Annotated in this window: 12 protein-coding genes; all 12 read left to right on the top strand. The window is 39.1% G+C overall.

Annotated elements, in window-relative coordinates:
- Positions 1-34: 34 nt before the first annotated feature.
- A complete protein-coding gene (locus MW695_RS12165) occupies positions 35-820 on the top strand; it encodes a CheR family methyltransferase (protein ID WP_247105611.1) in 786 nt (261 codons plus the stop codon).
- 155 nt (positions 821-975) lie between these two features.
- A complete protein-coding gene (gene aroC / locus MW695_RS12160) occupies positions 976-2148 on the top strand; it encodes a chorismate synthase (protein ID WP_247105609.1) in 1173 nt (390 codons plus the stop codon).
- On the top strand, positions 2149-3240 hold the full coding sequence (aroB, locus tag MW695_RS12155; RefSeq protein WP_247105608.1) for a 3-dehydroquinate synthase: 1092 nt from the start codon (positions 2149-2151) through the stop codon (positions 3238-3240).
- Entirely contained in the window at positions 3233-3604 is a 372-nt protein-coding gene (gene aroH / locus MW695_RS12150; protein ID WP_247105607.1) for a chorismate mutase, read from the top strand. The genes aroB and aroH overlap by 8 nt, the downstream gene beginning before the upstream one ends.
- 283 nt (positions 3605-3887) lie before the next feature.
- The gene (trpE, locus tag MW695_RS12145; RefSeq protein WP_247105605.1) at positions 3888-5399 is read left to right on the top strand and encodes an anthranilate synthase component I; all 1512 of its coding nucleotides are present in this window, start codon (positions 3888-3890) and stop codon (positions 5397-5399) included.
- On the top strand, positions 5392-6411 hold the full coding sequence (gene trpD / locus MW695_RS12140; RefSeq protein WP_247105604.1) for an anthranilate phosphoribosyltransferase: 1020 nt from the start codon (positions 5392-5394) through the stop codon (positions 6409-6411). The genes trpE and trpD overlap by 8 nt, the downstream gene beginning before the upstream one ends.
- Positions 6404-7180, top strand: coding sequence for an indole-3-glycerol phosphate synthase TrpC (gene trpC / locus MW695_RS12135; RefSeq protein ID WP_247105603.1), 777 nt, complete (start codon positions 6404-6406; stop codon positions 7178-7180). The genes trpD and trpC overlap by 8 nt, the downstream gene beginning before the upstream one ends.
- The gene (locus MW695_RS12130) at positions 7161-7811 is read left to right on the top strand and encodes a phosphoribosylanthranilate isomerase (RefSeq protein ID WP_247105601.1); all 651 of its coding nucleotides are present in this window, start codon (positions 7161-7163) and stop codon (positions 7809-7811) included. Before trpC ends, MW695_RS12130 begins: the two co-directional genes overlap by 20 nt.
- A complete protein-coding gene (gene trpB, locus MW695_RS12125; RefSeq protein ID WP_247105600.1) occupies positions 7798-8991 on the top strand; it encodes a tryptophan synthase subunit beta in 1194 nt (397 codons plus the stop codon). Before MW695_RS12130 ends, trpB begins: the two co-directional genes overlap by 14 nt.
- Positions 8981-9793, top strand: a complete 813-nt coding sequence (trpA, locus tag MW695_RS12120; protein WP_247105599.1) for a tryptophan synthase subunit alpha — start codon at positions 8981-8983, stop codon at positions 9791-9793. Before trpB ends, trpA begins: the two co-directional genes overlap by 11 nt.
- Positions 9794-9816: 23 nt before the next feature.
- Positions 9817-10914: a histidinol-phosphate transaminase gene (hisC, locus tag MW695_RS12115; RefSeq protein WP_247105597.1), complete on the top strand. Its 1098-nt coding sequence runs from the start codon at positions 9817-9819 to the stop codon at positions 10912-10914.
- Positions 10915-11146: 232 nt separating this feature from the next.
- Positions 11147-12244 carry a prephenate dehydrogenase gene (locus MW695_RS12110; protein WP_247105596.1) on the top strand — a complete coding sequence of 366 codons (1098 nt, stop codon included), beginning with the start codon at positions 11147-11149 and terminating at the stop codon, positions 12242-12244.
- Positions 12245-12246: the final 2 nt, after the last annotated feature.

Below are 12246 nucleotides of genomic sequence, written 5' to 3'. Positions count from 1 at the left end.
TTTATTTGATACATCGTGAGACTGGAGAGAACAAATGGGTACTGATTATGAAACATTTATAGCAAACATTAAGAAAAAAACCGCGATTGATTTAGCTTTGTATAAAGAAGCGCAAATGAAACGTCGTTTGACATCTTTATATGAAAAGCGCGGCTTTTCATCTTTTCAAACATATTATCAAGCAATGACCAAAAATGAAGAACTTTTTAATGAATTTCTAGAACGAATGACAATAAATGTGTCAGAATTTTTCCGCAATGTAAGCAGGTGGAATGTGCTAGAAAAAAAGATCTTACCACGCCTATACAATGAAAATAAAAATTTGAAAGTTTGGAGCGCCGCGTGTTCAACAGGTGAAGAACCGTATACGCTATCCATGATTTTAGCTCAGTTTATGCCTATCTCAAAAGTGAATGTATTTGCAACAGATCTCGATACAGAAATTATTACACGTGCTAAGATGGGATTTTACCCTGAGCGATCGATAAAAGAAGTACCGAAAAGCTACTTAGAACGATATTTTACTAGAGAGCCAATGGGCTATAAGGTAAATGATGATATTAAGAAGACTGTCACATTTCAAAAACAAAATTTATTAGCTGATCGATTCCAGCAGCAATTCGATTTAATCGTATGTCGTAATGTCATGATTTATTTTACTGAAGAAGCGAAAAATGAACTATACCATAAATTTAGCCAGGCATTAAGACCGGGTGGAGTTCTTTTTGTTGGCAGTACGGAGCAAATTTTTAATCCTAGCACCTATCAACTTGAAACTGAGGATACGTTTTTTTATAAAAAAGTGCTGAAGTCAGAATGACTTCAGCTACATATGTATGAAGGATCTACTTATTCTAATAATGAGAAAAGTTTAACTTTTCTTTTAAATTGTGCGAGACAGTTAGTCTAGATCATGTTATAATTTAACGCATAAAAGCGATAAAGAGAAATGGAAATGACATTGGAGGCAGGAAAATGAGATATTTAACAGCTGGAGAATCACACGGACCACAATTGACGACAATTATTGAAGGAATTCCAGCGCAGTTAGAGTTAATAGCAGCGGATATTAATGGCGAATTAGCACGAAGACAAGGTGGCTATGGCCGTGGTAGACGTATGCAAATTGAGAAAGATCAAGTACAAATTTTAAGCGGTGTACGTCATGGTAAAACAACGGGTGCCCCGATCGCATTAGTAGTAGAAAATAAAGACTGGGCTCATTGGACTAAAATAATGGGTGCTGAACCAATTGATGAGGATGCAGAAAAAGAAGTTAAAAGAAAATTAACTAGACCACGTCCAGGACATGCAGATTTAAATGGTGCAATAAAATATGGTCATCGCGATATGCGCAATGTACTAGAGCGTTCATCAGCGCGAGAAACGACCGTACGAGTTGCTGCTGGTGCAGTAGCTAAGAAGCTATTATCTACCTTTAACATCCAAGTTGGTGGACACGTATTAGAAATCGGTGGTGTAAAAGCAGAAAAAACAGCATATGAATCTGTTGCAGATCTTAAGGAACGCTCAGAGGCTTCTCAAGTGCGTTGCTTAGATGAGGATGCAAGCTTGAGAATGATTGAAGCGATTGACCAAGCAAAAAAAGATGGCGATTCAATTGGCGGAATCGTGGAAGTAGTCATAGAAAATGTTCCAATTGGATTGGGAAGTCATGTTCAATACGATCGTAAATTAGATGCTAAAATTGCGGCAGCTGTTATGAGTATTAATGCATTTAAAGGAGTCGAGATCGGAATCGGATTTGAAGCTGCACGTCTCCCAGGAAGTCAAGTGCATGATGAAATTTTGTGGGATGAAGACAACGGTTATTCTCGAAGAACAAACCGGCTTGGTGGATTTGAAGGTGGGATGACAAATGGGATGCCAATTGTTGTTCGCGGAGTTATGAAGCCAATTCCAACGCTTTATAAGCCATTACAAAGCGTGGATATCGACTCCAAAGAACCATTTGCAGCGAGTATCGAACGTTCTGATAGTTGTGCAGTTCCTGCCGCTGCTGTAGTAGCAGAGGCGGTCGTTGCATGGGAAGTAGCCAATGCACTACTAGAGACGTTTGGACATGATCAAATACCGACTATTCAAGAAAATGTTAATCGTCATAATGAAGACGCGAGGACGTTTTAAATGGGGAGTGTTCAAGTTCAAACAGTGTCTAAACAATATGAAGTGAGAATAGATTCAGGTTTAAGACATCAGGTGGGTGCATTATTAAAGGAATTACTACAACCGGTTTCGTCTATATTAATTGTGACTGACTCTAATGTGGGTCCATACTATTTAAAAGACGTTATTCAAAGCTTTGATGAGTCTTCAGTCGTATATGATTACGTCATTGAAAGTGGAGAAGCCTCTAAATCATTTTCCGTATATGAGCAGGTGTTATCAAAAGCATTAGAGGTAGGCCTTGACCGAAAGTCTGCTGTCATTGCGCTTGGAGGAGGAGTCGTTGGAGATTTAGCTGGATTTGTAGCTGCGACTTATATGCGAGGAATACGATTCGTACAAATGCCTACTACACTATTAGCTCACGATAGTAGTGTGGGTGGAAAGGTAGCGATTAACCATCGACTAGGAAAAAATATGGTAGGGAGCTTTCATCAACCTGAAGCTGTTTTATATGATACGGATTGTTTAATGTCATTACCAGAAGAAGAATGGAAATCGGGGTTTGCCGAAGTCATTAAGCATGGATTTATTCGCGATGAGGCATTTCTGAAACAGTTAGAGAGAGAATGGACATCATTTAAGACGATTTCAGTCGAACGCCTTAATGACATGCTTGCCCGCTCTATTTCTGTTAAAGCAGACGTAGTGAGTGAGGATGAGCAGGAGCATGGAATTCGCGCTCACCTTAATTTTGGTCATACGCTTGGACATGCAATTGAGGCACAGCTTGGTTATGGGAAGATCACACATGGAGAAGCTGTTGCGATTGGTATGCTTTTTGCTTTGCGCTTATCAGAAGAAATGCTGGATGTAAATTTTCATATTGAACAATACGAAAATTGGTTTTTACAATTAGGTTATCGAACGAAAATACCTGCTTCATTAAATCGAGAGCGCTTGTTACAAACAATGAGTAAGGATAAAAAGGTAGAAGCTGGTACGATACGAATGGTTCTATTAAAGAAATTGGGAGAAGCTACAATTGTGAATATCCCACCTGAAAGGATTCGGGTACTTCTTGATGAACGGATGGAGGGTTCACATGGTTAGAGGTGTTAGAGGCGCTACAACTGTTCAAGCCAATACAGTTGAAGATATTACAAAAGAGACTTTTGTGTTAGTGAATGAAATGATTGCAAAAAACAAACTAGAGCCGGAAATGGTAGCACATGTATTATTTACGGTTACAGAAGATTTAAATGAAGCGTTTCCAGCAAAAGTATTACGCGAGCTACACGGCTGGGAATATGTGCCTGTCGTATGTGCTCAAGAAATCCCTGTACCTGAGAGCTTGCCCCTTTGTGTTCGAGTATTGATGACGGTAAATACTGACCAATCACAAAGCGATATTGAACATATTTATTTGAATGATGCTGTTAAGCTGAGACCTGACTTATCCTTGACGAATAAGTGAGTTCGGAGTAGACTAAAGGCGAGTTGAGAAACTGATTACTATGTACCATTTAAATGTAATCAACTAGTGAGAACAGATTAGCTTAGTATAAGAATGAGATTGAGTTGAGGAGAGCTGAGTTTAGTTGAGGATTAGTCGAAATGCCTCCTAATCAAATGTAAGGACACCAAAAAGTTAAAAACAAAAACTTTTTCAGTGCCCTTAAATGTATTTAGGAGGCTTGTTCAGGTATATATTTGTTCACCTCCCACTCATTTCATTCATTCCTAAAGGAGTGAAGGATATGATTACCCCAACGTTTACTGAATTTCAACAGTTTTCCCGCGACTATAAGACCATTCCTGTTGTGGAAAAGCTATTTGCTGATGGACTAACCCCTGTGCAAATTGTACATCAATTAGGAGATCAAGTTTCATTTTTACTTGAAAGTAAAGATGAACATTCACCTTGGTCTAGGTATTCTTTCATTGGAATTAATCCGATATTTGAGTTAATTGAAGATAATGGTGTATATTCTTTTATGAATTTAGAGAAAGGGAAGATTCTAACAGAGCTACACACATTCCAAGAAGCCTTTGATTCAATGATGGCCTATTTAAAAGTGCAACCAATTGACATTGCCATTCCTTTCCGAGGTGGAGCTGTTGGTTATATGAGCTATGATGCAATTGAGACGATAGAACCGACACTGACTCGTCATGTCGATGATCGAATTGCTCATTATCACTTTTTAGTGTGTGAAACATTAATTGCCTATGATCATATTAAGAAGGAATTAACGATTTTAGTACATGCAAGGCCAGACGAAGGTGAAGAAGAACTTGCTTATAGTAGAGCGAAAGCTGAAATTGATCGTGTTTCACAACTATTAGAACAACCTCAAGCTCCATTGCTGTTGAAACACCTTCCTGAAACAGACGATGAAGTGACCTTTGATGGGGTCATTTCAAATTATAAACGAACTGATTTTTTAAGAGATGTCGAGCAAATTAAAGAATACATTCGAGCTGGAGACGTCTTTCAAGCTGTATTATCACAACGATTTGAAATGAATGTTACGTCCTCTGCTTTAAATATTTATCGAGTGTTACGAATGATTAATCCATCTCCATATTTATTTTATTTAAAGTTTAACACTATGGAAGTAGTTGGTAGCTCTCCTGAGCGCCTCGTTCAAGTTCAAGATGGTCATGTAGAAATTCATCCGATTGCAGGTACTAGGAAGCGTGGGAAGACGGAAGAAGAGGATCAAGCACTCGCGACTGACCTATTAGCAGATGAAAAAGAACGAGCTGAGCATTATATGTTAGTTGATCTTGCTAGAAATGATGTCGGACGTATTGCTGAATACGGATCTGTTGAAACACCTACATTGCTTGAAATCGGAAAATTCTCACATGTCATGCACATCATTTCAAAAGTGACAGGTCAATTACAAAAGAGCACAAAACCGTTAGAAGCATTAATGGCCTCTTTTCCAGCTGGCACTGTATCAGGAGCGCCTAAAATAAGAGCGATGGAAATTTTACATGAGTTAGAACAAACAGAACGTGGTGTGTATGCAGGAGCAATTGGCTACCTTGGCTTTGATGGAAATATTGACTCGTGTATTGCCATTCGAACGATGGTTATTAAGAATCAAACAGCGTATATTCAAGCTGGTGCAGGCGTGGTTGCTGATTCAGTCCCTGAACGAGAATATGAAGAAACGCAAAACAAAGCAAAAGCATTAATAAGAGCCGTACAATTAGCTGAGAGAATGTTTGGAGATGAAGGGGGAGCGCACTATGCTTAAAGACGTCTTACGCCACTGTATGAACCATGAAACATTATCAACTGAACAAGCTGAACAGGTTATGAATGAGATCATGTCAGGTCATGCAACACCAAGCCAAATCGCAAGTCTTCTAACTATTTTGCGATTCCGTGGTGAAACAGTTGAAGAAATGATTGGATTTGTTCGAGCGATGCGTTCACATTCTGTTTCTATTAACACACAAGGGGTGAATGTCATAGATACGTGCGGGACAGGTGGAGATAATTTAGGAACATTTAATATCTCAACAGCAACTGCTATTGTTTTATCAGGACTAAGTGTTCCTGTCGCAAAACATGGAAATCGAGCTGTCTCATCTAGAAGTGGTAGTGCTGATGTACTTGAGGAACTATCGATACCTATCCAACATTCAGTTGAACAAGCAAGCCGATCTCTTCAAGATTATAACCTTTGCTTTTTGTTTGCACCGCTATATCATCAATCAATGAAGCATGCGGTCACGCCACGAAAAGAAATTGGTTTCCGAACGATTTTCAATTTTTTAGGACCGATGACTAATCCAGCAAATGCGAAAAGACAACTAATCGGAGTATCTGATTTTGAATATGCTAAAAAAATGGCTAATACTCTGCTAACGATTGGAACAGAACGCACCCTTTTTGTTACTGGAAGGGATGGATTAGATGAATTATCAATTACGACGGAATCAGACTTAATTGAAGTAGCTGGTAATACGAAAAAAGAATATACGATCTCACCAGAGGAAATGGGACTAAAACGTGGCAGTTTGCATGATATTCAAGTTGATACTCCACTCGAAAGCGCCGAATTAATTCGAGCTTTATTAAAAGGAGAAGCGAACGAATCAGCAACTAGTATCGTTGCATTAAATGCCGGAGCAGCTCTTTATGTATACGGAAAAGTCAGTACAATTAAAGAAGGAGTTCACCAAGCACAGGCTGCATTAAGCTCTGGACAAATAGATGAGCATTACAAAGCGTTACAGAAGGGGGCGACCGAAAGTGCTTGATCAAATTTTAAAAACAAAGCAAAAGGAAATTGCTCATTTAATTATGCCATCACAAAAAAAAGTTCAGCATTACTCCCTTTATGATGCTTTAAGCCATTCTACGCATTCTATTGGTTTAATAGCTGAAGTAAAAAAAGCTTCTCCATCAAAGGGGCTTATTTGTCCTAATTTTCACCCACAAGACATTGCAAAAGGGTATGAAGCAGGTGGTGCTGATGCGATTTCGGTCTTAACAGATATAGATTATTTCCAAGGTCATCGTGATTATTTATCTGCTGTTAAAGAAGTCTGTTCAATCCCGGTAATGCGAAAAGATTTTATTATTGACAAGAGACAAGTGGACGAAACAGTCAAAATCGGCGCTGATGCGATGCTTCTCATTGTGGGGACCGTTCCGATAGAAGAGTTAAAGGTATTATATGATTACGCCTATTCTGTTGGACTCGAATGCCTTGTTGAAGTTCATGCAAAGAATGAATTAATTGAATTATTAAATTGCTTCACACCGAAAGTGATTGGTGTGAACAATCGAAATTTAAAAACATTTGAAACATCACTATCACAAACAGATGAAATGGCACCATTAATTCCCGAAGGTAGCTTGTTTATTAGTGAGAGTGGGATTCATACAGAGGATGATATTAAGCGTGTCAAGCAGGCAGGGGCAGCTGGTGTGTTAGTCGGGGAATCATTAATGCGCGCATCATCTCCTAAAGAAGGTATAAAAGCTTTGTTTGGAGGAGAATTTCATGCCACGTCCTCTACTTAAGTTGTGTGGAAATCATTCTGAGCATGATGTGAGCGTTGCTTTTTCAAGTACTGCCGAATACATCGGCTTTGTGTTTGCAGAAAGTAAAAGGCGTGTTTCTCGAGAGCAGTTGGAACGATTGCTTGATAATGATCATGATAAGCAAAAGAAAGTCGTTGCCCTTTTTGTGAATGAACCGATAGAAGAGATTCAAAGACAATTAGTTGGCTTAAATGTAGATATTATTCAATGTCATGGAAATGAGCCAGCTGAGTATATTAGACAGCTAAAGTCATTAGTCAAGCAATCAATATGGAAGGTGATCCATCATCACGATAACGCTCTAGAAACGATGAAGACATATGAAGGTTTAGTCGATGGGTATGTCATAGATTGTAAGGTAGGACAACAATGGGGCGGAACTGGTGTCTCATTTGATTGGCGTTTTGTCCCTCAATATATTGAGGAAGGCCATAGACAACAAGTTCCAGTATGGATCGCTGGTGGAATAAACCCTAATAATATAGAAAATTTATTACGCTATGAACCTGATGGCGTTGATTTGTCTAGTGGAATAGAAGAGAATGGTCGGAAATCATATGAACTTGTGCGGCAGTTAGAGGAAAGGATGAATAGAAATGGTACCAAATAAACGTGGACGTTTCGGTGACTTCGGCGGAAAATATGTTCCTGAAACATTAATGAATGCGTTAGAAGAATTGGAAAATGAATTAGATAAAGCTCTATTAGATAAATCCTTTCACACTGAATACTTTGAGCATTTACAAGAGTACGCAGGAAGACCAACAGCATTATCTTATGCTGAAAATATCTCCAAGGTATTAGGTGGAGCCAATATATATTTGAAAAGAGAAGATCTTTTGCATACAGGTGCTCACAAATTAAACAATGCGATGGGGCAGGCGTTACTTGCAAAGCGAATGGGCAAAAAGAAAATAGTCGCTGAAACGGGTGCAGGTCAGCATGGTGTGGCCACAGCAACGATTGCAGCAAGGTTTGGTCTTCAATGTAAAGTGTTTATGGGTGCTGAAGATATGGAAAGGCAAGCTTTGAATGTTTTTCGAATGGAGCTGCTAGGGGCTGAAGTTGTTCCAGCTACTTCAGGAAGTCAAACGTTAAAGGATGCTACGAATGAAGCGATTCGATATTGGGTCACAAATGCAGAAGATACGTTCTATTTAATTGGCTCAGTTGTTGGACCGCATCCGTATCCGAAAATGGTTCGAGATTTTCAACGTATTATTGGAGATGAATCAAAAGAGCAATTTTTAAAGCGTGTAGGCGCGCTCCCTACAGAAATTATTGCTTGTGTCGGAGGAGGAAGTAACGCAATTGGTATGTTCTATCCTTTTTTAGACGATGATGTTACGCTCATTGGTGTTGAAGCTGCTGGAAAAGGTGTTGATACGAATCAGCATGCAGCTACGATCACAAAAGGGACAAAAGGCGTGATTCACGGCTCATTAACCTATCTTCTTCAAGATGAGGCTGGCCAAATTATTGAACCATATTCGATTTCTGCTGGTCTCGATTATCCTGGAATAGGACCCGAGCATGCCTATTTGGCTAGTACGAACCGTGTGAACTATGAAGCTGTTACAGATCAGCAAGCATTAGACGCATTAAAGCTTTTGTCTGAAACAGAAGGTATCATTCCTGCTATTGAATCTGCTCATGCGCTAGCCAAAGCGTTTGAACGTGCGAAAGAATTAACGCCAAACGAGACGATACTAGTCTGTTTGTCAGGTCGAGGAGATAAGGATGTTCACACTTTGATGAAGCACTTTAGGGGGGATGAAAATGGCAACTAAACGAATGGAAGCTGTCACAGGCGGAGATAAGCCACTGTTTATCCCTTTTATTACAGCGGGAGATCCATCGAGTGAAGCGACAATTGACATTGCATTAACGCTTCAAAAGGCGGGCGCTTCTATATTAGAGCTTGGTATCCCCTACTCAGATCCACTTGCTGATGGACCAACAATCCAGGCAGCATCGAAAAGAGCTTTGAAGCATGGAATGAGTTTAGAAAAAGCACTGAAGTTAGTACCACAAATGAGGGAGCGTGGATTAACGATTCCTGTTATCATTTTCACATATGTCAATCCATTAATGCAATATGGCGAAGGGCGGATTGTCGAAGAGGCAGCTAGTTACGGAATAGACGGCTTTATCGTTCCTGATTTACCTTATGAAGAAAGTGGAGATTTTGCAGAACGATGTAATCAATTTGATCTTTCGCTTGTCTTGCTAGTCGCCCCTACATCTAAGGAGCGTATAGTCAAAATTGCCGAAAGATCACAAGGTTTTCTATACTGCGTATCTTCTTTAGGTGTTACAGGTGCACGAGCACAATTTGACCCTAGAGTATATGAATTTTTACAGACCGTTCGTGAGTCAAGTACAATTCCAACCGCAGTTGGCTTTGGGATTTCAACACCCGAACAAGCGAGCAAAATGCGCCAGCACTCTGATGGAGTCGTCGTTGGAAGTGCATTAGTTAGCAAGATTGGCGAACTGGAACAACGATTGCTAGACGAAAATAAACGATCTGAAGCATTACTAGAAATTGAACGACTTGTCAGCTCGTTAGCTGAAAGTGAAGATCAATAATGACAAGATAGGATGTGCTTTCGATGAATATCAAACAGCAAATTATTGGCTTACCTTCATATCAACCAGGTAAACCAATTGAAGAAGTTAAAGAAGAGCTTGGATTATCACGAGTCGTTAAACTAGCTTCAAATGAAAACCCATATGGTGCTTCAAAACGAGTAGCTTCCGCCATTAGCGAAGCAGCAACAAGTACAACGATTTATCCAGATGGTTATTCAGCAAAAATGCGAGAAAAAGTTGCTTTTAAATTGGGTGTTACTCCAGAACAATTAATTTTTGGTAATGGATCAGATGAAGTGATTCAGTTTTTATGTCGGGCGCTTTTATCACCAGGGACAAATACTATCACAGCTGATCCCACCTTTTCACAATACAAATTGAACGCAACAATTGAAGGGGCAGAGGTTCGTGAAGTTCCATCGGTGGATGGCGTGCATAATTTAGAGGCGATGCTCCAAGCTATAGACGAAAAGACACGAATTGTTTGGGTTTGTAATCCGAATAATCCGTCAGGTACTTATGTTAATGAAGAGACTTTTAAACGCTTCTTAGATCAAGTACCTCCACACGTATTAGTCGTTTCTGATGAAGCTTATTATGAATATGTAACAGCGAAAGATTACCCGAATACTGTGCCTTTAATCAAAAAGTATCCTAATTTAATGGTATTACGTACATTTTCAAAAGCTTATGGTTTAGCAGCTTTACGTATCGGTTATGGTGTTGGGAATGCGGAGTTTGTATCAAGCATTGATCCTGTTCGCCCTCCTTTTAATAACAATTCTTTTGCTCATTGTGCGGCTATCGCTGCTCTTGAGGATCAAGCATTTATCGATGAATGCGTGGAAAAGAATACAGAAGGAATGAAGCAGTTTGAACAATTTTGTCAGAAGCATGAGCTTTATTATTACCCTTCACAAACGAACTTCATTTTAATTGATTTTAAACAACCTGGAAATCATGTATTTGATTTTCTACTAAGAAAAGGGTTTATTGTTCGCTCAGGTAAGGCATTAGGATTTCCGACATGCGTTCGCATAACTATTGGCAAAAAAGAAGACAACGAAGAGTTGTTTACGTATTTAGAAGAATTAGTAAACCATACAACCGTTCAATAAAAGATGCTTAAGGAATCCGTCTTTCACATGGATGAGAGGCGGCTTTTTGAAGAAATAAAACTAAAAAAGGCTTTTATCAAGGAAAATGTAAGTAGGTTCTCAGGTGACATAGGCTTCGTACATTACACGAAATTCCTGAAACGCTACGCACGTCGGCATTAAGAAAACTGCTACACAGTCTTCTTAGTGGCATGAAAGCATGTTTAGCATTTTGATTAGAAAGGAGAAAGGGATGGAGCGAACAGCTTTTATCATTGGATTAGGATTAATAGGTGGCTCCATAGCGTTAGCCATTCGCTCAGAGCACCATGTTCGAATAACAGGATACGATATTTCAGATGAACAACAGAAAATGGCACTATCTTTAAAAGTAATTGATGAAGTAGCACCATCTATTGAAGAAGGGGTGAAGAATGCTGACTTAATAGTGCTAGCTACCCCCGTATTAAAAACAGAAGAATTAATTAAAAAGCTATGTCATTTAGACCTTAAGCCGGGCGCATTGATTACTGATGTTGGAAGCACGAAAAAGAAAATTGTTGAAACAGCATCTTGTTTAGGAGAAAAGGATGTCGTCTTTATCGGTGGTCACCCTATGGCAGGTTCGCATAAAAGTGGAGTAGAAGCAGCTCGAGTGCACTTGTTTGAAAATGCTTTTTATATTTTTACTCCTGTTAATAAATCAGATACTAGGCACATTATTCAATTACAAAATTGGCTTAAAGGAACAAAAGCTACATTCTTAGAGTTAACTCCTGACGATCATGATCGGTTTGCTGGAGCAATTAGTCACTTTCCGCATATTGTTGCAGCCTCACTAGTTCACCAATTGGCCAATTTAGATGGTGATGATCGACTCGTTTCACAATTGGCAGCAGGGGGATTTCGAGATATAACAAGAATCGCATCTTCAAGCCCGACAATGTGGAGAGACATTTTATTACATAATAAGGAAAGCCTTTTAACATTATTAGATGAATGGTTAGTAGAAATGGAAGAAGTTCGAAATATGCTAGAACATGAAAATGCAGAAGCGATTTTCCATTACTTTCAAACTGCTAAAGCATTTCGTGAAGGACTACCTCCTCGTGAAAAAGGAGCCATTCCATCGTTTTATGATTTATTTGTCGATATTCCTGATCACCCAGGTGTGATATCAGATGTCACAGGTATTCTTGCTGAGCACGATATTAGTTTAACAAATATTCGTATTTTAGAAACTCGAGAAGATATAATGGGTGTGTTAAGCATTAGTTTTAGATCAGAAGAAGATAGACAACGTGCGAAAATACATTTAGAGAATGAAATGTATGAAACATATATATTATAAGG

Source organism: Halalkalibacter sp. APA_J-10(15) (assembly GCF_023017105.1).
Classification (GTDB): Bacteria; Bacillota; Bacilli; order Bacillales; family Bacillaceae_D; genus Halalkalibacter.
This window is presented reverse-complemented; position numbering and strand designations above follow the sequence as displayed.

What these genes read in the sequence shown, in the direction of transcription:
- MW695_RS12110 (WP_247105596.1), top strand. Translation starts at nt 11,147, where the DNA reads ATGGAGCGAACAGCTTTTATCATTGGATTAGGATTAATAGGTGGCTCC.
- aroC (WP_247105609.1), top strand. Translation starts at nt 976, where the DNA reads ATGAGATATTTAACAGCTGGAGAATCACACGGACCACAATTGACGACA.
- MW695_RS12130 (WP_247105601.1), top strand. Translation starts at nt 7,161, where the DNA reads ATGCCACGTCCTCTACTTAAGTTGTGTGGAAATCATTCTGAGCATGAT.
- trpA (WP_247105599.1), top strand. Translation starts at nt 8,981, where the DNA reads ATGGCAACTAAACGAATGGAAGCTGTCACAGGCGGAGATAAGCCACTG.
- aroB (WP_247105608.1), top strand. Translation starts at nt 2,149, where the DNA reads ATGGGGAGTGTTCAAGTTCAAACAGTGTCTAAACAATATGAAGTGAGA.
- aroH (WP_247105607.1), top strand. Translation starts at nt 3,233, where the DNA reads ATGGTTAGAGGTGTTAGAGGCGCTACAACTGTTCAAGCCAATACAGTT.
- trpE (WP_247105605.1), top strand. Translation starts at nt 3,888, where the DNA reads ATGATTACCCCAACGTTTACTGAATTTCAACAGTTTTCCCGCGACTAT.
- MW695_RS12165 (WP_247105611.1), top strand. Translation starts at nt 35, where the DNA reads ATGGGTACTGATTATGAAACATTTATAGCAAACATTAAGAAAAAAACC.
- hisC (WP_247105597.1), top strand. Translation starts at nt 9,817, where the DNA reads ATGAATATCAAACAGCAAATTATTGGCTTACCTTCATATCAACCAGGT.
- trpB (WP_247105600.1), top strand. Translation starts at nt 7,798, where the DNA reads ATGGTACCAAATAAACGTGGACGTTTCGGTGACTTCGGCGGAAAATAT.
- trpD (WP_247105604.1), top strand. Translation starts at nt 5,392, where the DNA reads ATGCTTAAAGACGTCTTACGCCACTGTATGAACCATGAAACATTATCA.